Source organism: Pseudomonas sp. SO81 (assembly GCF_030374125.1).
Taxonomy (GTDB): Bacteria; Pseudomonadota; Gammaproteobacteria; order Pseudomonadales; family Pseudomonadaceae; genus Aquipseudomonas.
The window spans coordinates 4301323-4319995 of record NZ_CP126126.1; the positions used below are offsets into that span (position 1 = coordinate 4301323).

At 67.3% G+C, this 18673-nt stretch carries 16 protein-coding genes; 12 read left to right on the plus strand and 4 right to left on the minus strand.

Translation table 11 applies throughout. The annotated features are described in order from the left end of the window. Nucleotides 1–44 precede the first annotated feature (44 nt). Nucleotides 45–1055 (minus strand): DUF2804 domain-containing protein, encoded by a 1011-nt coding sequence (locus OH686_RS20480; protein ID WP_289534841.1) that lies wholly within the window; start codon nucleotides 1053–1055, stop codon nucleotides 45–47. Nucleotides 1056–1311: 256 nt separating this feature from the next. Here OH686_RS20480 and OH686_RS20485 point away from each other — a divergent pair, with 256 nt between their 5' ends. From OH686_RS20485 to OH686_RS20510, 6 genes are all read left to right on the plus strand, one after another. Beyond that, complete coding sequence (locus OH686_RS20485; RefSeq protein ID WP_289534843.1) at nucleotides 1312–1809, plus strand: DUF2059 domain-containing protein; 498 nt, start codon at nucleotides 1312–1314, stop codon at nucleotides 1807–1809. Between the two features lie 12 nt (nucleotides 1810–1821). Beyond that, a complete protein-coding gene (locus OH686_RS20490; protein ID WP_289534844.1) occupies nucleotides 1822–2127 on the plus strand; it encodes a BolA family protein in 306 nt (101 codons plus the stop codon). A 121-nt stretch (nucleotides 2128–2248) separates the two neighbouring features. Further along, nucleotides 2249–3187 (plus strand): oxygen-dependent tRNA uridine(34) hydroxylase TrhO, encoded by a 939-nt coding sequence (gene trhO / locus OH686_RS20495; RefSeq protein ID WP_289534846.1) that lies wholly within the window; start codon nucleotides 2249–2251, stop codon nucleotides 3185–3187. A 111-nt stretch (nucleotides 3188–3298) separates the two neighbouring features. After that, nucleotides 3299–3898 carry a DsbA family protein gene (locus OH686_RS20500; protein WP_502942823.1) on the plus strand — a complete coding sequence of 200 codons (600 nt, stop codon included), beginning with the start codon at nucleotides 3299–3301 and terminating at the stop codon, nucleotides 3896–3898. Further along, nucleotides 3891–5669 carry an ABC transporter ATP-binding protein gene (locus OH686_RS20505; protein ID WP_289534848.1) on the plus strand — a complete coding sequence of 593 codons (1779 nt, stop codon included), beginning with the start codon at nucleotides 3891–3893 and terminating at the stop codon, nucleotides 5667–5669. Before OH686_RS20500 ends, OH686_RS20505 begins: the two co-directional genes overlap by 8 nt. Before the next feature lie 99 nt (nucleotides 5670–5768). Next, a complete protein-coding gene (locus OH686_RS20510; RefSeq protein WP_289534850.1) occupies nucleotides 5769–6209 on the plus strand; it encodes a hypothetical protein in 441 nt (146 codons plus the stop codon). 177 nt (nucleotides 6210–6386) lie between these two features. Here the strand turns inward: OH686_RS20510 and OH686_RS20515 are convergent, their stop codons facing one another. From OH686_RS20515 to ccoG, 3 genes are all read right to left on the minus strand, one after another. Further along, on the minus strand, nucleotides 6387–7001 hold the full coding sequence (locus OH686_RS20515; RefSeq protein WP_289534851.1) for a hypothetical protein: 615 nt from the start codon (nucleotides 6999–7001) through the stop codon (nucleotides 6387–6389). Nucleotides 7002–7084: 83 nt separating this feature from the next. Further along, nucleotides 7085–8494, minus strand: a complete 1410-nt coding sequence (gene mapR / locus OH686_RS20520; RefSeq protein WP_289534854.1) for a GntR family transcriptional regulator MpaR — start codon at nucleotides 8492–8494, stop codon at nucleotides 7085–7087. A gap of 62 nt (nucleotides 8495–8556) precedes the next feature. Continuing rightward, entirely contained in the window at nucleotides 8557–9972 is a 1416-nt protein-coding gene (gene ccoG / locus OH686_RS20525; RefSeq protein WP_289534856.1) for a cytochrome c oxidase accessory protein CcoG, read from the minus strand. Between the two features lie 266 nt (nucleotides 9973–10238). Here ccoG and OH686_RS20530 point away from each other — a divergent pair, with 266 nt between their 5' ends. From OH686_RS20530 to maiA, 6 genes are all read left to right on the plus strand, one after another. Then, nucleotides 10239–11750 (plus strand): calcium-binding protein, encoded by a 1512-nt coding sequence (locus OH686_RS20530; protein WP_289534858.1) that lies wholly within the window; start codon nucleotides 10239–10241, stop codon nucleotides 11748–11750. Between the two features lie 142 nt (nucleotides 11751–11892). After that, nucleotides 11893–14337, plus strand: coding sequence for an EAL domain-containing protein (locus OH686_RS20535; RefSeq protein ID WP_289534860.1), 2445 nt, complete (start codon nucleotides 11893–11895; stop codon nucleotides 14335–14337). A 222-nt stretch (nucleotides 14338–14559) separates the two neighbouring features. Further along, entirely contained in the window at nucleotides 14560–15642 is a 1083-nt protein-coding gene (hppD, locus tag OH686_RS20540) for a 4-hydroxyphenylpyruvate dioxygenase (protein ID WP_289534861.1), read from the plus strand. 4 nt (nucleotides 15643–15646) lie between these two features. Then, nucleotides 15647–16786 (plus strand): homogentisate 1,2-dioxygenase, encoded by a 1140-nt coding sequence (locus tag OH686_RS20545; protein ID WP_289534862.1) that lies wholly within the window; start codon nucleotides 15647–15649, stop codon nucleotides 16784–16786. A gap of 154 nt (nucleotides 16787–16940) precedes the next feature. Further along, nucleotides 16941–17924, plus strand: a complete 984-nt coding sequence (locus OH686_RS20550; RefSeq protein ID WP_289534864.1) for a fumarylacetoacetate hydrolase family protein — start codon at nucleotides 16941–16943, stop codon at nucleotides 17922–17924. Then, the gene (gene maiA, locus OH686_RS20555) at nucleotides 17914–18576 is read left to right on the plus strand and encodes a maleylacetoacetate isomerase (RefSeq protein ID WP_289534866.1); all 663 of its coding nucleotides are present in this window, start codon (nucleotides 17914–17916) and stop codon (nucleotides 18574–18576) included. The genes OH686_RS20550 and maiA overlap by 11 nt, the downstream gene beginning before the upstream one ends. Nucleotides 18577–18673 lie beyond the last annotated feature (97 nt).

Below are 18673 nucleotides of genomic sequence, written 5' to 3' on the forward strand. Positions count from 1 at the left end.
GCAGTTTAGGCCGCCGCTACCGAGGCGGGTTCCCTGACCGGGTATTACCAGCGGGCGTGGGTCGCGCCCAGCCAGCCATAGGCGCTGCTGACCGGCACTTTTTCGCCCTGCGGGCCGCGCAGCAGACCGTCGAAGCGACCGAACCACTGGCGGGTATCGGCATAGAAGGGGCCGAACTTGGGGCAGGCCTGGTGCAGCTGGCGCGGGGTGAAGCACAGGTCGACCTGGCCGCTGGGGCTGGACAGGCGCCAGGGCTCCAGCGAGTTCGGCGAGCCTTGGGCGATCTCTACGCGTTCTTCCAGGTGCAGCAGTTCGCCGCCGAACCACAGGGCGTTTTCCGACAAGCCGCTGTAGTCGCACCAGCCGCTGCCGAAGTTACCGGCGATGCCGCCGGGCGCGGCGAAGGCGGCGCGGGTCCAGTGGCTGTTCAGCGGCCAGACGCCGCGGGCGAAGTCCAGCGAGGCGAAACTCTGCCCCGGCGTGCACAGGTACTGCTGCCTGCCCAGCTGCAGGTTGCCGCTGACCGGCAGGCCGAGCTGGCGGCTGGTGGCGTGGAAGGTGTGGCGGCCCATGGGGCAGACCAGATTGACCGAATCCAGGTGCGGGGGCCGCTGGATGTCCAGGGCCACCTGTAGCGGCTGGCCGCCGATGTCCGGTGCCATCACGGTGAGGCGGACCGAGCTGCCGCGATCGTCGGCGCGCAGCTGCAGGTGGCTGTGGCTGAATTCGTGGCTATCGAGTGGCGAGTCGGGCAGGGTGCAGCCCAGGCCGAACGGGCGCAGCTGGGTGCGGCTGGCGGACTTGCCGCTGTGCAGGTCGAGGAAATAGGCGGCGCCGTAGCCCAGGTAGTCGAGGTCGGCGAAGGTCAGCGCCAGCATCCAGTCCGGCGTGGTGATGCACCAGTGATTCCAGCGCTTGCGCCGCCCATGGTTGCCAGGCAGGGCGCAGTGCACGCGCGGCCGCGGCGACCAGCCGACGGCGTCTTCGGCCAGGCGGCCTCGGGCGTCGCACAGCGGCTGGGAAAGAGGGGCGAGCGGATTGGTGAAGCTGTTCATCAGACACGTCCGTGTGTGGGGCCGCTAGCGCTGGTGCGGCCTCAGAGCCTGTTGGCGATCTGCGGCGCCTGCCATGCGGCGTTGAAACAGCCTGGCTAGCCCGCAAGATCCTGAACAGGGTCTTGGGAGAATGGTAAGCATGCCCATTTGCAGGGCTGTGAGGCAAGTGCTGGCTTTTTGCCCGGTGCGGCGCGCTTGAGCGGCGCGAGCTGGGCGCGCAGAATGGCCGCCCGCGATTTTCCTGAAGGACGTACCCATGACCCGCCTGCGCGCCCTGTTTTCCTGCCTGCTGCTGGTCGCCAGCGGCCCGCTGCTGGCCGACGCTAGCAGTCACGCCGCCGAGGCCAAGCGCTTCATCGAGATAAGCCGCGCCGACAAGCTGGCGGTGCCGGCGCACATGCAGGTGCGCCAGATGTTCGCCCAGCGTTTCGCCCAGGCCGGTGGCAGCGAGGCGAAGAAGGCCGTGCTGGAGCGCTACCAGGCCCAGGCCGATGCGGCCATCGAACGTGTGGTCGGCAAGGGCAAGCTGGAGTCCGAGCTGGTCAGCCTGTACACCGATGCTTTCACCGAGGCCGAGCTGAAGGAGCTGCTGGCCTTCTACCAGACTCCGGTCGGGCGCAAGGTGCTGGAGCAGATGCCGCAACTGATGGCCCACGCCGCCCAGCTGACCCAGGAGCGCCTGCAGCAGGCCGTGCCGGAAGTGGACAAGCTGCTCGGCGAGATGACCGCCGAACTGCAGCCCGCCAAGCAGTAAGGAGTGCCGGATATGAGCATGCGCGACAAGATCCAGCAGGCCCTCAGCGACCTGCAACCCGAACACCTGGACGTGCTGGACGAGAGCCATATGCACAGCCGTGGCCAGGAGACCCACTACAAGGCGGTGATCGTCAGCACGGCCTTCGCCGGCCTCAATTCGGTCAAGCGCCACCAGAAGGTCTACGCCACCCTCGGCGAACTGATGCAGCAGTTCCACGCCCTGGCGCTGCACACCTACACCCCCGAGGAGTGGGCGCAGCAGGGCATGGCCCCGGATTCGCCGACCTGCCGCGGCGGCAGCAAGCACGACCACTGATCCCGCCCGCGTGCCCTCGGGTGCGCGGCTGCGTTAGAATCGCCCCGCGCCGGCCCCAGCCGGCGCTTTCATTTCATCCCCGGTCCGCCCTTTGCGAGGGTGACCACTGGAGAGAGTCCGCATGACCGACAAGATCGTCGTCGCGGCGCTGTACAAGTTCGTCTCCCTGCCGGACTACCAGGCGCTGCGTGAACCCCTGCTGCAAACCCTGCTCGACAACAATGTCAAAGGCACCCTGCTGCTGGCCGAGGAAGGCATCAACGGCACCGTGTCCGCCAGCCGCGCCGGCATCGATGCGCTGTTCGCCTGGTTCCGCCAGGACCCGCGCCTGGCCGATGTCGACCACAAGGAATCCTACTGCGACGAGCAGCCGTTCTATCGCACCAAGGTCAAGCTGAAAAAGGAAATCGTCACCCTCGGCGTGCCGGGAGTGGACCCCAACCAGCGGGTCGGCACCTATGTCGAGCCGCAGGACTGGAATGCCCTGATCAGCGATCCCGAGGTGCTGCTGATCGACACCCGCAACGACTACGAGGTGGCCATTGGCACCTTCGAGGGCGCCATCGACCCGAAGACCAAGTCGTTCCGCGAGTTCCCCGACTACATCAAGGCCCACTACGACCCGGCCAAGCACAAGAAGGTCGCCATGTTCTGCACTGGCGGCATCCGTTGCGAGAAGGCCTCCAGCTACATGCTTGGCGAAGGCTTCGAGGAGGTGTTCCACCTCAAGGGCGGCATCCTCAAGTACCTCGAAGAGGTGCCGCAGGATCAGACCAAGTGGCGCGGCGACTGCTTCGTCTTCGACAACCGGGTGACCGTGCGCCACGACCTCTCCGAGGGCGACTACGACCAGTGCCACGCCTGCCGCAACCCGATCTCCGTCGAGGACCGGCAGAGCCAGCACTACTCGCCGGGCATCAGCTGCCCGCACTGCTGGGACTCGCTGCCGGAGAAAACTCGCCAGGCCGCGCGCGAGCGGCAGAAGCAGATCGAGATCGCCCAGGCGCGCAACCTGCCGCATCCCATCGGCTTCAACTACAAGGCGCTGCAGGAAGGCTGAACCGCTGCCGCTGATGGTTGCTCTGTACGTACACTGCAGCCATCCTCATCTCGTCGCCTGACTAAGGACCGCGTTGTGCGCCCAGACCGCCTGCTCTACGTGATGGACCCCATGTGTTCCTGGTGCTGGGGCTTCGCCCCGGTGGTGCAGGCCCTGGCCGAGCAGGCCGCCGCGCACGGTGTGCCGCTGCAGCTGGTGCTCGGCGGCCTGCGCCGTGAGCGTGCGGCGCTGGACCCGGCGATGCGCGTGCGCATCCTCTCCCACTGGCAGGCGGTCAACGCCAGCACCGGCCAGCTGTTCAACTTCAACGATGCGCTGCCCGAAGGCTTCGTCTACGACACCGAGCCCGCCTGCCGCGCACTGGTCACCGCCCGCGGCCTGGACGAGCAGAGCGTCTGGCCGCTGCTGGAGCTGATCCAAGAGGCCTTCTACGCCGAGGGCCGCGACGTCACCCGCGCCCAAGTGCTGGTGGAGCTGGCCGAGCGCGCCGGCATCCCGCGCATCGAGTTCGCCGCCGCCTTCGACAGCGTGGAGGCCGCCGAGGCCACCGCCGCCGACTTCACCTGGGTGCAGGACCTCGGCATTTCCGGCTTCCCGACCCTGCTGGCCGAGCGCGATGGCCGCCTGGCCCTGCTGACCAACGGCTACCAGCCACTGGAGGCGCTGGCGCCGCTGCTGGGGCGCTGGCTGGAGCAGCGAGTCCATGCCTGATCGCTTGACCTGGGCGGAGATTCGTCGCCTCGCGCTGCGCCATCGCAAGGGCCTGATCCTGGCCAACCTGATCGCCTTCGTCGCCACCCTGTGCAGCGTGCCGATTCCGCTGCTGCTGCCGCTGCTGGTCGACGAGGTGCTGCTCAAGCAGGGCGACGCCGCGCTGAAGGTGATGGACCGTCTGCTACCTGCGGGCTGGGAAACCGCCGCCGGCTACATCGGCCTGATGCTGGTGCTGACCCTGATGCTGCGCCTGGGTGCCCTGGTCAGCAACGTGCTGCAGGCGCGCCTGTTCGCCCGCCTGTCCAAGGACGTGATCTACCGCCTGCGCGTGCGCCTGATCGAACGGCTCAAGCGCATCGCCCTGGGCGAGTACGAGAACCTCGGTGGCGGCACCGTCAGCGCGCACCTGGTCACCGATCTGGATACCCTCGACAAGTTCATCGGCGAGACCCTGAGCAAGGTGCTGGTGGCCGTGCTGACCCTGACCGGCACGGCCGCCGTGCTGATCTGGATGCACTGGCAGCTGGCGCTGCTGATCCTGCTGTTCAATCCGCTGGTGATCTTCGCCACCGTGCAGCTGGGCAAGCAGGTCAAGCACCTGAAGAAGCTGGAGAACGACAGCACCTCGCGCTTCACCCAGGCGCTGACCGAGACCTTGGAGGCGATCCAGGAGGTGCGCGCCGGCAACCGCCAGGGCTACTTCCTCGGCCGCCTCGGCCTGCGCGCCCGCGAGGTGCGCGACTACGCGGTGGCCTCGCAGTGGAAGAGCGACGCCGCCGGGCGCACCAGCGGCTTGCTGTTCCAGTTCGGCATCGACATCTTCCGCGCCGCCGCCATGCTCACCGTGCTGCTCTCGGACCTGTCCATCGGCCAGATGCTCGCCGTGTTCAGCTACCTCTGGTACATGATCGGTCCGGTCGAGCAACTGCTCAGCTTGCAGTACGCCTACTACGCCGCCGGCGGCGCGATGACGCGGATCAACGAGCTGCTGGCGCGCGCCGACGAGCCGCAGCACGAAGAGCGCAGCGACCCCTTCAAGGGCCGCGATACGGTGGGCATCGAGGTGCGCGGGCTGAGCTTCGCCTACCGCGACGAGCCGGTGCTGCATGACCTCGACCTGGCCATCGCCCCCGGCGAGAAGGTCGCCCTGGTCGGCGCCAGCGGTGGTGGCAAGAGTACCCTGGTGCAGCTGCTGCTCGGCCTCTACACGGCCCAGGCCGGGACCATTCGTTTCGGCGGTTCGAGCCTGGAGGAGATCGGCCTGGAGCGGGTGCGCGAGCACGTGGCGGTGGTGCTGCAGCACCCGGCGCTGTTCAACGACACCGTACGCGCCAACTTGTGCATGGGCCGCGAGCGTAGCGACGAGGCCTGCTGGCAGGCACTGGAGATCGCCCAGCTGGCGGCCACCATCCGCGCGCTACCGGATGGCCTGGACAGCATGGTCGGCCGCTCCGGCGTGCGTCTCTCCGGCGGTCAGCGCCAGCGCCTGGCGATTGCCCGCATGGTGCTGGCCGAGCCCAAGGTGGTGATTCTCGACGAGGCCACCTCTGCCCTGGACGCCGCCACCGAGTACGCCCTGCATGAGGCCCTGGGGCGTTTCCTCAACGGCCGCACCACGCTGATCGTGGCGCACCGCTTGAGCGCGGTGAAGCAGGCCGACCGGGTACTGGTGTTCGACGGTGGCAGCATTGCCGAGGACGGCGACCACCAGCAGCTGATCGCCGAGGGCGGCCTGTACGCCAAGCTCTACGGCCACCTGCAGCACTAAGCCGCGCTGCGCTTGTCTCAACCTTGTGTCGGGTGGTTTCGGCCGTGTCGCTGGCCGCCCTAGACTGAAACTGTCTGAGGAGCTCCTCGGGAGGTTCCCATGTTGAGACTAGGCACTGTGCTGGCCATACCGGCCAGCGTCCTGATGCTGGCGGCCGCCGTTCCGCCCGACCTCAATCCGCTGATCGACTCCGCCTACGCCCGCGATGGCGGCGGTGGCAATGGTGGCGGCAATGGTGGTGGGCATGGCGGCGGTCACGGTGGTGGTGTCGGTGGTGGCCAGGGCCATGGTCTGGCCGGCGGCGATCACGGCCCGGGACTCGGCCATGGATCGGGTCGAGCGCCCGGCGTCGGGCAGGGCAAGGGACAGGGCCACGGTGCGGCCACTTCGGCGGCCGCTCGCTCCGATGAGACCACCGGCCTGGCCAAGGCCATGGCCGTGGTGGCCAGCACGCCAGCCGCCATCGCCGGAGCACTGGGCCTGGACAAGGCCTTCGCCAATCATGAGGACCGCGACCTCAACGACCATCCGCACGACTGAGTCAGGTGCGGCTCACTGGGCGTCGGCGGACCACTTCTGCAGGCGTAGCTCGGATTGCATCCGGGCTACGACTAGGGGGCGGTTAGACCTGCACACTGTTTCCCCCACCCCAACCGTCTTCCGAGGGTTGAGCAGTGCCAGCCCGCCGCCTATGCGCAGGGCGTCGCGCTCGCCCCATTATTTGCTCTGTTCCTCCGACCATTTCTGCAGCGCCTTGACCCGCGCCTGGCTGTCGGCCATCGGCTTGGCCAGGGATTCTTCGTAGAAGTCCAGCCAGCTGCGCGAGCCCGGCGTCATGCCTGCCAGCTCGCGCATGCCTTCCTTCAGCGCGTTGAGGGTGTGCTGGTAGTTGTTCTCCTGGCCGATCAGGGTGCGCGCCAGCATGCGCACGTTCTCCCGATCGCGCTCGCGTGTCTCGTCCGCCGCCGGGGCATCTCCGGTCGCGGCTTCGGCCGGCGGGGCCATCTGCTGCTGGGCCTGCAGCAGGATCAGTTTCTGCTGGTCCTTGATCTGCTGTTGCAGCGGGGCGATCTGCAGCTGTAGGGCGCCGAGCTCCTTCTGCAGGGCTTCGACGCTGGCCAGGCTGGCCAGCTGGGCCTGGTCTTCCGCGGCTTCCTCGGCGGAGGAGGAGAGCAGGGCGACCAGTAGCCATGTGAGCAGGGTCAGCAGCAGCGCGCCGGCCAGGCCGAAGATCAGCAGGCGATTGAGCTTGCCGGCCTTCTCCAGCTTCTCGATGCGTTGCTGGTCGGTGAGGAGCGCGTCGGTGCTGACGGCTTCGGTGTCGCTGCTCATGCGGTCTTTCCTTGTATTGATGGCGCGTTGCCAGTATCGCCGATGGCGGGCCCGCTGCCTATCCGCAGCATAGCCGCCGGGCTCTAGAACGAGGCGAGGATGCGCCCGAGCACTTCCATCGCCCTCTCGCTTTGGGCATCCCAGGGGTGGCCATGGTTCAGTCGCGCGCAATGGCGGAAGCGTCGGGTGGCGGAGAAGATCGGCCCCGGCGCCAGGCTGATGCCCTGGGCCAGGGCGAGCTGGAACAGCTGCAGCGAGTCGACCCGCTCGGGAAACTCGAACCACAGGAAGTAGCCGCCGCTGGGGCGGGTGACCCGGGTTTCCGCCGGGAAGTGCCGCGCGGCGGAGGCCAGCATCGCCGCCTGCTGGGTCTCCAGGGCGATGCGCAGCTTGCGCAGGTGACGGTCGTAGCCGCCGTGCTGCAGGTAGTCGGCGATGGCCGCCTGGGCCGGCACCGAGGGCGAGATGGTGGTCATCAGCTTGAGCCGGCTGATCTGCTCCGCATAGCGCCCGCCGGCCACCCAGCCCACCCGGTAGCCCGGCGCCAGGCTTTTGGAGAAGGAGCCGCAGTGCATCACCAGGCCGTCATCGTCCAGGCTCTTCACCGGGCGCGGGGGTTGTGCGCCGTAGTACAGCTCGGCGTATACGTCGTCTTCGATCATCGGCACCTGGTGCCGCTGCAGCAGCCCATACAGCTCGGCCTTCCTGGCTTCGGCGAGGCTGGCGCCTATGGGGTTTTGAAGGCTGCTCATGAACCAGCAGGCCTTGATCTGCAGTTGCTGCAGACGCTCGGCCAGCACGCCGAGGTCGATGCCCTCGCGCGGGTGCACGGGAATCTCCACCGCCTTGAGCTTGAGGCGCTCCAGCACCTGCAGAGTGGCGTAGAAGGCCGGCGACTCGATGGCTACCAGGTCGCCCGGCTGGGTCACACTCTGCAGGCACAGGTTCAATGCTTCCAGCGCGCCATTGGTGATCACCAGTTCCTCCAGCGGCAGGCGCACGCCGGCGACCATGTAGCGCAGGGCGATCTGCCGGCGCAGGTCGGGGTTGCCGGCGGTCATGTCGGCAATCACCGCGTGGCTCGGCATGTCGCGCAGGGCGTGGGCCATGGAGCGGGCCAGGCGCGGCAGGGGGAACAGTTCCGGGCTGGGAAAGGCGGAGCCGAAGGGCACGGTGTGCGGGTCCTTCAGCGAGCCGAGCACCGAGAACACCAGCTCGCTGACATCCACCTCGGTGCTGGTGGCCGGCGTGGCGCTTACCTGCGGCTCGGCCAGCGGGTGGCGGGCCAGCTCGCGGACGAAGTAGCCGGACCGCGCGCGGGCCTGGATCAGGCCGCGATCCTCCAGCAGGTAATAGGCCTGGAACACGGTGGACGGGCTGACTCCGTAGGTGCGGCTGGCATGGCGCACCGAGGGCACCCGCTCGCCGGGGGCGAGCACGCCGGAGCGGATCAGCCCGGCGATCTGGTCGGCGAATTGCTCGTAGCGCTTCATCTTGTCCGTGACTGTGGCCGCAGGTGCGCCACAGTCTACGGGCAGTGAGCGGGCCTCGGCCATCAGCGCCCGCTCGGCGCGATAAATGTGCTGCTCGCCACTTTGCGCTCGCTGGCATCGGCCTGGTTGACCACCTCGAACTGCACCGGCGCCGGGCTGCTGGCCAGCGGCTCGTGGACCAGGGCCACGCTGACCGGCACTTCGAGTATCTCGCCGGCGGCCAGGCTGAGGTCGCCGGGGCCGCCGAGGCTGAACGGCTGGCCGTCGACCAGGCGCAGGTGGTAGCGCTGCGCCTGCTGGGTCTTGTTGATCAGCTTGAGGCGGTAGACGTTCTCGATCTGGCCGCTGGCGTTCTCGCGGTACATGCCGCGGTCCTTGGCCACGTCCAGCGACACCAGCGAGCGGGCCTGCAGAGCCCAGGCGAAGGCGCCGATCATCAGCAGCAGGGCCGCCGCGTAACCGACCAGGCGCGGCCGCAGCAGGCGGGTGCGACCGCCCTGCATCTCGCGCTCGGAGCCGTAGCGGATCAGGCCGCGGGCGTAGCCCATCTTGTCCATGATGCTGTCGCAGGCGTCGATACAGGCGGCGCAGCCGATGCAGTCCACCTGCAGGCCGTCGCGGATGTCGATGCCGGTGGGGCAGACCTGCACGCACATGGTGCAGTCGATGCAGTCGCCGAGGCCTTCGGCCTGGTAGTCGCTGTCCTTCCTGCGCGGGCCACGGCCTTCGCCGCGGGCGGCGTCGTAGGAGACGATCAGGGTGTCCTTGTCGAACATCACCCCCTGGAAGCGCGCGTAGGGGCACATGTACACGCAGACCTTCTCGCGCAGCCAGCCGGCGTTGAGGTAGGTGGCGGCGGTGAAGAACAGGATCCAGAACAGCGCGGCGCCTTCCAGCTGGCCGCCGAACAGTTCCAGCGCCAGTGGGCGGATCGGTGTGAAGTAGCCGACGAAGGTCAGCGCGGTGAGCAGGCTCACCGCCAGCCACAGGCCGTGCTTGGCACCGCGCCGTAGCAGCTTGGCCGGGCCCCAGGGCGCGGCGTCGAGCTTGATGCGCTGGTTGCGTTCGCCCTCGGTGACCTTCTCCACCCACATGAACACCCAGGTCCACACGCTCTGCGGGCAGCTGTAGCCGCACCAGACGCGGCCGGCGAACACGGTGATGGTGAACAGGCCGAAGGCGCAGATGATCAGCAGCGCCGAGAGCAGGATGAAGTCCTGTGGCCAGAAGGTGGCGCCGAAGATGTAGTAGCGGTGCTCGGCCAGGTTCCACAGCACGGCCTGGCGACCGTCCCAGTCCAGCCAGGCGGTGCCGAAGAAGATCAGGAACAGCAGGCCCGCGCCATACAGGCGCAGGTTGCGGAAGCGGCCGCTGAAACTGCGGGTGTGGATCGGCCCGCCGGCCTGGGCCGGGGTCAGGCGGAGGGGTTGGCGCGGGTCGATGGTGTCGATGATCTGCGCCGGTATGCGCTCGCTCATGGTGGGCCTCTCGGGCTTCTAATCAGGCTGAGCGAACTGTGCGCGTCGGGCGGTTTGGATAACAGACTCAGGTTTATCGAGAAAAACCGTATCAGATGCCCGCCCACCTTCCGTCGGAACACGCCGAGCTTCTGCCTGTGAGATCGGTCCAATGCGCTGGCGAGGGCTTTGGCCCTGCGCTTTCAGGCGTGCATGAAGGATTCCACCCGGGCGCATTACGGATCATGCGCCAGCCCGGTCAGGTTGATCACTGCAAGGAGCTCGCTATGCCTACCGACAGCAGCATGGGCTGGACCTTCTACGGTCTGGTCGAGGATAGCCTTCGCGACAGCAACGGCTACAAGTATATGGATCCCGCCGCCTACGGCTTCAGCCCGGGAGAGCTGGTCGAGGGCCACCTGGCGCTTAGCGGCGCCGCGCTGGTCGCCTACCTGGCCGCGCTGGATGGCGCGGGGCGCGGCACCCTGACCCTGGATGCCAGCGCGGGAGTGGATTTCTCTCTGCCGGTGCCGCGAGTGGGAGGCCTCGACGAGGCCGACTTCACACCCTGGGCTGCCCCGACGCTGATGCTGACCAGCCAGGGCCTGGATGTTCCGCTGGCCGATGCCCAGGCCTTCCTGTTCTCCCAGGATGATCCGGACGGGCCGAACTTCTGGATGGACCAGGCCGATGTCGGCGGCTTCTTCTTCCGCGACGACGATGACAAGCAGATGTTCCTGTACGGCGCCTGGGTACCGGATGGCCAGCTGGTCGACCAGGTCATCGGTGGCGACGGCAACGACACGCTGACGGGCAATGGCGAATTGCCCCTGCTGTATGGCCGTGGTGGCGACGATTCCCTGCTGCTGCAGGCGGCCGGCTACGCCTGGGGCGGCTTCGGCGCAGACCACCTGACGGGTAGCAATGGGCGCGATTGGTTGCGCGGTGGCTATGACAACGACGTGATCAGCGGTGGTGGCGGTGATGACGAGCTGCACGGGGAGGGCGGTGCCGATCGCATCAGCGGTGGCAGCGGCAACGACGCCATCCATGGCGACTCGCAGCTGGTGGGTGGCTACGACGTGCTGTCCGGCAATGCCGGCGACGATCGCCTGTATGGAGGCTGGGGCAACGACATCCTGCGCGGCGGCGAAGGCGCCGACTACCTGGAAGGCGGCCTAGGCGAGGACTCCGCCGACTACGGCGCGGCCGCTTCGGGCGTGCGCGTGCAACTGGGGCCGCTATCGGCACTGGTGGACGACAGCGAGGCCGACGGCGATGTGCTGGTCGGCATCGAATACCTCTCCGGCAGCGAGCATGCCGATACCCTGGATGGCGACGGCGGCGACAACCGCCTGGTCGGCCGGGATGGCGATGACGACCTGTACGGCGGGGCGGGTGCCGACAGGCTGTACGGCGGCGACGGCAACGACCTGCTCAATGGCGGAATAGCTGCCGCCGGCGTGGCCGATAGTCGCGACCTGCTCACCGGCGGAGCGGGCAGTGATCGCTTCGAGTTCACCATGGATCTGCGCCTCAGCGGGCCGGGGGATGCCGCGCAGGACTATGAACGGCGGAACTTCGGTCTGGACAGCGTGCTGGACTTCAATCCGCAGGAAGACCTGCTGGTGTTCGTCGGCCAGCGCAGCAGCTTCGATTCGCTGCGTATCGCCGACTATCAGTCCAGCGCCGGCAACAGCGGCACGCTGATCACCCTGGACAGCCAGAGCCGGGTGTTCGTGCTCGGCGTGGTGGCCGATCAGCTCAACGACGCCAACATGCAGTTCGTCAGCGCGTGAGGCACCGCTCGGCGCCATCTAGTGCAGAAAGCTGAGGGCTCTGCGACCCGGCAGAAAGCCATCTATACCTGACTGGTACGCCAGTACCCATATTGCGGTCCTGGCATGCCCGCCAGCTTCGCCCCCGGGGAGACAGGGATCGATGAGTCAGGAGACGGGCGCCCCGCGGGCGCGCATCGCTTCGCAGTTGCTGCGCCTGGTCTGGCCCTTCGTGCTGGTGGTGCTGCTGCAGTCGCTGCTGGCCGGCGGCAGTCTTTACCTGCACTCGGCGGTGCGCAGCTACGTGGCCGGCGAGAGCCTGTGGTCCAAGGGCCTCAAGGACGCCATCCACTACCTCGAGCTCTATGTGCAGAGCGGCGCCGACCGCCACCTGCGCCTGTACCACGAGGCCATCGATGTACCGCTCGGCGATAACGACTTCCGCGTGGCCATGGACCAGCCGGAGCCCGATCTGGAGCGGGCCCGGAGCGGCCTCCTGCAAGGCAAGAATCATCCGGACGATATCGAGGGGATGATCTGGCTGTACAAGAACTTCAACCAGCTCAGCTACCTGCGGCGCGCCATCGAGCAGTGGGAGCGCGGCGATCGCTATGTGTTCGAGCTGACCCTGCTGGCCGGCGAGATCGAGCAGCAGATCCTGCTCGATGCGGCGTCGGATGTGCAGCGCACCTTCTGGCGCGGGCAGATCGAAGGCGTCAACCTCGGCGCCACCCGCGCCGCCGAGCAGTTCTCGCAGATTCTCGGCGAGGCCTCGCGGGCGGTGCTGTGGCTGCTGGTGCTGGGCAATCTGTGCACCGGGGTGTTGCTGATCAGCCTGGCGGTGCTGCGCACGCGGCACCTGCTGATCCAGCGCGCGGAGGTCGATCAGGCCCTGGCAGCGGTCAAGCAGCGCGCCCAGACCATCCTCGCCTCCATCGGTGATGCGGTGATCAGCCTCGACCGCGACGGCCGCATCGCCTACATGAACGCCGCCGCCGAGCAGCTCACCGGCTGTGCCCTGGCCCAGGCCGAGGGGCGCGCCTTCGATCAGCTGTTCTCCATCGTCGACGAGCATTCCGAGGCCAATGTCGTCTCGCCGGTACAGCAGATCCTCGCCGGCCAGGAGGATGGCGACTACGCCAAGCTGGTGGTGCGCCCGGACGGCAGCAAGGTGGCGGTCAACCTAGTCGGCGCGCCGATTCAGGAACGTGGCCTGGTCAGCGGTGTGGTCATGGTGTTGCACGACATGACCCGCGAGCGCCAGTTCGTCGCCAGCCTGTCCTGGCAGGCCAGCCACGATGCCCTGACCGGCCTGGCCAACCGCCGCGAGTTCGAATACCGCCTGGCCCAGCTGCTGGCGCGCATGCTGCGCCAGGCGGGCCGGCATGCGCTGATGTTCATCGACCTGGACCAGTTCAAGCTGGTCAACGACACCTGCGGCCACGCTGCTGGCGACGAGCTGCTGCGCAAGGTCTGCCAGGAGCTGCAACTGCACCTGCGCGAGGGCGACACCCTGGCCCGCCTGGGCGGTGACGAGTTCGGCGTGATCCTGGAAAACTGCCCGGCCGAGGCCGCCCTGCGCGTGGCCGAGGCGTTGCGCAAGGCGGTGCAGGAACTGCGCTTCGTCTGGGGTGGGCGGCTGTTCTCGGTCAGCGCCAGCATCGGCCTGGTACAGATTCCGCCGGGGCAGACCAGTCTGGTGGAGCTGCTGCGCACCGCCGACCTGGCCTGTTATTCGGCCAAGGAGCGCGGGCGCAACCGGGTGCACGCCTACCAGCCGGACGATTCCGAACTGTCCCAGCGGGTCGGTGAGATGAGCTGGGTGCAGCGCATCCACCGGGCCCTGGAGGAGAACCGCTTCCGCCTCTACGCCCAGCCCATAGTGCCGCTGCGCAGCGGCGAGGACGGCGGTCATGTGGAAATCCTCCTGCGCCTGCAGGACGAGGCGGGCGAGCTGATCGCTCCCGGCACCTTCATCCCGGCCGCCGAGCGCTACGGCCTGATGCCGCAGATCGACCGCTGGGTGGTGCACCACACCCTGGCGGCTCTGGCGCGCTTTCATGCCGAGCACCCGCATGCGCCTGCGCTGCACTGCGCAATCAACCTGTCCGGCGCCAGCATCGGCGACCGCGATTTCCTCAACTTCATCCGTGAGCAGCTGGCCAGCCAGCCGGTGTTGCCCCAGGCCATCTGCTTCGAGATCACCGAGACGGCGGCCATCGCCAACCTCGCCGATGCCACCCACTTCATCAACGAGCTGAAGGCCCTCGGCTGCCGTTTCTCGCTGGACGACTTCTGCGCCGGCATGTCCTCGTTCATGTACCTCAAGCACCTGCCGGTGGACTACCTGAAGATCGATGGCAGTTTCGTCCGCGACCTGCTCGACGACTCCATCGACCGGGCCATGGTCGAGATGATCAACCAGATCGGCCACGTCATGGGCAAGCGCACCATCGCCGAGTTCGTCGAGACGGCCGAGGTGCTGGAGGCCCTGCGCGAACTCGGCGTGGACTTCGCCCAGGGCTACCACCTGGGCAAACCGCAGCCGTTCGACAGCCTGCTGGCCACGCCGGCGCTACAACTCACCGCGGGACTGGCAGCAGACTGAACCACCTTGGCAAGAAAACGTTACGCCAGGCAGGGGTTGTGGGCAGCGACTCCGGCGAGCCGAAAGCGTGTAAGGAAAACTTGCCGAACCTCCGGCGGCAGGCCCGCCTCCAAGCCAGATAGACAGCTTGCTCGGCATCGGGGCAGGCGCTGTGATGAGGGCAATCCAACCGCACCGCCGCGACGGCGGGCGACTGCCCACAACAACAATCAGGGAGGCCGGATGAACGCCGTGGCCAAGATCGAGCAGCACAACCCCATCGGAACCGACGGTTTCGAGTTCGTCGAATTCACCGCGCCGACGCCCGAGGGCATCGAGCAGCTGCGCCAGCTGTTCAGCGCCATGGGCTTCACCGAAACGGCCAAGCACCGCTCCAAGCAGGTCTGGCTGTTCCAGCAGAACGACATCAACTTCGTGCTCAACGGCAGCCCCACCGGCCATGTGCGCGCCTTCGGCGAAAAGCACGGGCCGAGCGCCTGCGCCATGGCCTTCCGGGTGAAGAACGCCGCCCAGGCCGCCGCCTACGTGAAGGAGCAGGGCGCCAAGCTGGTCGGCAGCCACGCCAACTTCGGCGAGCTGAACATCCCCTGCGTCGAGGGCATCGGCGGCTCGCTGCTGTATCTGGTCGACCGCTACGGCGACAAGACCATCTACGACGTCGACTTCGAGTACATCGAAGGCCGCAAGCCGGGCGACAACGCCGTCGGCCTGCAGCAGATCGACCACCTGACCCACAACGTCAAGCGCGGGCAGATGGACGTCTGGTCCGGCTTCTACGAGCGCATCGCCAACTTCCGCGAGATTCGCTACTTCGACATCGAAGGCAAGCTCACCGGCCTGTTCTCCCGCGCCATGACCGCGCCCTGCGGCAAGATCCGCATCCCGATCAACGAGTCGGCCGACGACAAGTCGCAGATCGAGGAATTCATCCGCGAGTACCACGGCGAAGGCATCCAGCACATCGCCATGAGCACCGATGATATCTACGAGACGGTGCGTAAGTTGCGCGCCAACGGTGTGGATTTCATGACCACGCCGGACACCTACTACGAGAAGGTCGACAGCCGCGTGGCCGGCCATGGCGAGCCCACCGCCACCCTGCGCGACCTGAATATCCTGATCGATGGCGCTCCGGGCGACGACGGCATCCTGCTGCAGATCTTCACCAATACCGTGATTGGCCCGATTTTCTTCGAGATCATCCAGCGCAAGGGCAACCAGGGCTTCGGCGAAGGTAACTTCAAGGCGCTGTTTGAATCGATTGAAGAGGATCAGTTGCGTCGTGGTGTGATCTCCGAGGAGTGATGCGATGAGCCGCAAATGGATCAGCTTCCCCCTGCGCGAGGGCGAGCACTCGCGCCAGGCCCACTGCGATTTCCCCGAGGGCACCTACGAGCGGGAGATGGGCCGCGAGGGCTTCTTCGGCCCGGTGACCCACCTGCACCACAAGCACCCGCCCACCGGCTGGGTCGACTGGGAAGGGCCGCTGCGCCCGCACGCCTTCAACTTCAACCGGATCGCCAGCGAGCGCGACTGCCCATTGGAAGCGCCACTGACCCTGCACAACGCCGATATGAAGCTGCGCGTGTGGAAGACCCACGGCGCCATGCGCCACCTGGTGCGCAACAGCGACGGCGACGAGCTGCTGTTCGTGCATGACGGCGCCGGGCACTTCTACTGCGACTTCGGCCACCTGGAATACCGCGACGGCGACTACCTGCTGATCCCGCGTGGCACTGCCTGGCGCATCGAGCCGACGGCGCCCAGCCACTTCCTGCTGATCGAAAATACCGACGGCGCCTACCAGCTGCCGGACAAGGGCCTGCTCGGCCCGCAGGCAATCTTCGACCCGGCGGTGCTCGACCACCCGCATATCGACGACGCCTTCAAGGCCCAGCAGGACGAGCAGACCTGGCAGGTGCGTATCAAGCGGCGCAACCAGATCAGCACCGTCACCTATCCGTTCAATCCGCTGGATGCGGTGGGCTGGCATGGCGACAACACAGTGGTGCGCCTGAACTGGCGCGACATCCGCCCATTGATGAGCCACCGCTACCACCTGCCGCCATCGGCCCACACCACCTTCGTCGCCAACGGCTTCGTGGTCTGCACCTTCACCCCGCGCCCGGTCGAGAGCGACCCCGGCGCGCTCAAGGTGCCGTTCTTCCACAACAACGACGACTACGACGAGGTGCTGTTCTACCACCGCGGCAACTTCTTCAGTCGCGACAACATTGAGGCCGGCATGGTCACGCTGCATCCCTGCGGCTTCCCCCACGGCCCGCACCCCAAGGCACTGAAGAAGGCCCAGGAAGACCCGGCCACCTTCGCCGAGGAAGTGGCGGTGATGATCGACACCCGCCGCGCGCTGGAGGTGGCCGAGGCTGCCGCCGCGGTGGACGTGCCCGAATACGTGAACTCCTGGCGTGCGCCGGGCAAACCAGGCTAAGGCCACACAGAACAACCCCCTCTCCCTCTGGGAGAGGGCTGGGGTGAGGGTGTTACTGGCAGCTCGGAGCTGCCTGGGAACCCCTCATCCTACGCGGCCCGCCCCGGCCCCTCTCCCAATAGGAGAGGGAGACCAACTTAATTCGAGGTAACCGATGAAACTCGCATCACTGAACCAAGGCCGCGACGGCGAATTGATCGTCGTCTCCCGCGACCTGTCCCGCGCCGTGAAGGTGCCGCAGATCGCCGCCACCCTGCAGGCCGCGCTGGACGACTGGGACATCAAGCGCCCGCTGCTGGAGTCGGTCTATCAGCGCCTCAACGACGGCCTGATCGACGACGCCTTCGTCTTCGACCAGGCCGACTGCCACAGCCCGCTGCCGCGCGCCTACCACTGGGCCGACGGCAGCGCCTACGTCAATCACGTGGAGCTGGTGCGCAAGGCCCGTGGCGCGGAGATGCCGGAATCCTTCTGGCACGACCCGCTGATGTACCAGGGCGGCGCCGACAGCTTCATCCCGCCGCACGCGCCGATCCAGATGGCCGACGAAGCCTGGGGCATCGACCTGGAGGCGGAGATCGCGGTGATCACCGACGACGTGCCGATGGGCGCCACGGCGGCGCAGGCGGCCGAACACATCCAGCTGCTGATGCTGGTCAACGACGTGTCGCTGCGCAACCTGATCCCCGGCGAGCTGGCCAAGGGCTTCGGCTTCTACCAGAGCAAACCGTCGTCGAGCTTCTCGCCGGTGGCGGTGACCCCGGACGAGCTGGGGGAGGCCTGGAAGGACGGCAAGGTGCATCGGCCGCTGGTCTCGCATATCAACGGCGCACTGTTCGGCCAGCCCAACGCCGGCGTGGACATGACATTCAACTTCCCGATCCTCGTAGCCCACGCCGCCAAGACCCGCCCGCTGGGCGCCGGCACCATCATCGGTTCGGGCACCGTGTCCAACTACGACCGCAGCGCCGGCTCCAGCTGCCTGGCCGAGAAGCGCATGCTGGAGATCATCGAGCAGGGCGAGGCCAAGACCCCGTTCCTCAAGTTCGGCGACCGGGTGCGCATCGAGATGTTCGACGCCGCCGGCCAGAGCATCTTCGGCGCCATCGACCAGGCGGTGGAGCACTATGAGCAGTGAGCTGACGCTCTACGGCTACTGGCGCTCCAGCGCCGCCTACCGGGTGCGCATCGCCTTGGGCCTCAAGGGCCTGGCCTATCGGCAGGAGTCGGTGCACCTGGTCAAGGACGGCGGCCAGCAGCACGCGGCCGAGTACCGTGACCTGAACCCGCAGGAGCTGGTGCCGCTGTTGGTGGACGACGCCAATGGCGGCGCACGCATTGCCCAGTCGCTGGCCATCCTCGAATACCTCGACGAGGTCTTCCCGGTGCCGGCGCTGTTGCCTGGCGATCCGGCCCATCGCGCCCAGGTCCGTGCCCTGGCCCTGCATATCGCCTGCGATATCCACCCGCTGAACAACCTGCGCGTGTTGCAGTACCTCAGCGCCGAGCTAGGTGTCGACGACGAGGCGAAGAACACCTGGTATCGCCACTGGGTGGAGAAGGGCCTGGCGGCGGTGGAGCAGGGGTTGGGTGGGCTCAAGGGTGGCTTGTCGCTGGGCAACCGGCCGGGCTATCTGGAGGCCTGCGTGATTCCGCAGCTGTATAACGCGCGGCGGTTTGCCTGCTCGCTGGATGCTTTCCCGCGTCTGCTGGAGATGGAAGATCGTTGCCTGGCGTTAGATGCCTTCAAGGCCGCCGCGCCTGAAGCTCAGCCAGACGCGATGGTCTGATCCGCCACACGATCAAGCGCCCGGCTATGCCGGGCGTTCTTTTTTGGGACGTAGGGCGTGTTTAACGGGGGGCCTCCGTTTCGTCACGAGGGCATAC

Coding starts and splice junctions, on each gene's coding strand:
- OH686_RS20480 (WP_289534841.1), bottom strand. CDS start 1,055: ATGAACAGCTTCACCAATCCGCTCGCCCCTCTTTCCCAGCCGCTGTGC.
- OH686_RS20485 (WP_289534843.1), top strand. CDS start 1,312: ATGACCCGCCTGCGCGCCCTGTTTTCCTGCCTGCTGCTGGTCGCCAGC.
- OH686_RS20490 (WP_289534844.1), top strand. CDS start 1,822: ATGAGCATGCGCGACAAGATCCAGCAGGCCCTCAGCGACCTGCAACCC.
- trhO (WP_289534846.1), top strand. CDS start 2,249: ATGACCGACAAGATCGTCGTCGCGGCGCTGTACAAGTTCGTCTCCCTG.
- OH686_RS20500 (WP_502942823.1), top strand. CDS start 3,299: ATGTGTTCCTGGTGCTGGGGCTTCGCCCCGGTGGTGCAGGCCCTGGCC.
- OH686_RS20505 (WP_289534848.1), top strand. CDS start 3,891: ATGCCTGATCGCTTGACCTGGGCGGAGATTCGTCGCCTCGCGCTGCGC.
- OH686_RS20510 (WP_289534850.1), top strand. CDS start 5,769: ATGTTGAGACTAGGCACTGTGCTGGCCATACCGGCCAGCGTCCTGATG.
- OH686_RS20515 (WP_289534851.1), bottom strand. CDS start 7,001: ATGAGCAGCGACACCGAAGCCGTCAGCACCGACGCGCTCCTCACCGAC.
- mapR (WP_289534854.1), bottom strand. CDS start 8,494: ATGAAGCGCTACGAGCAATTCGCCGACCAGATCGCCGGGCTGATCCGC.
- ccoG (WP_289534856.1), bottom strand. CDS start 9,972: ATGAGCGAGCGCATACCGGCGCAGATCATCGACACCATCGACCCGCGC.
- OH686_RS20530 (WP_289534858.1), top strand. CDS start 10,239: ATGCCTACCGACAGCAGCATGGGCTGGACCTTCTACGGTCTGGTCGAG.
- OH686_RS20535 (WP_289534860.1), top strand. CDS start 11,893: ATGAGTCAGGAGACGGGCGCCCCGCGGGCGCGCATCGCTTCGCAGTTG.
- hppD (WP_289534861.1), top strand. CDS start 14,560: ATGAACGCCGTGGCCAAGATCGAGCAGCACAACCCCATCGGAACCGAC.
- OH686_RS20545 (WP_289534862.1), top strand. CDS start 15,647: ATGAGCCGCAAATGGATCAGCTTCCCCCTGCGCGAGGGCGAGCACTCG.
- OH686_RS20550 (WP_289534864.1), top strand. CDS start 16,941: ATGAAACTCGCATCACTGAACCAAGGCCGCGACGGCGAATTGATCGTC.
- maiA (WP_289534866.1), top strand. CDS start 17,914: ATGAGCAGTGAGCTGACGCTCTACGGCTACTGGCGCTCCAGCGCCGCC.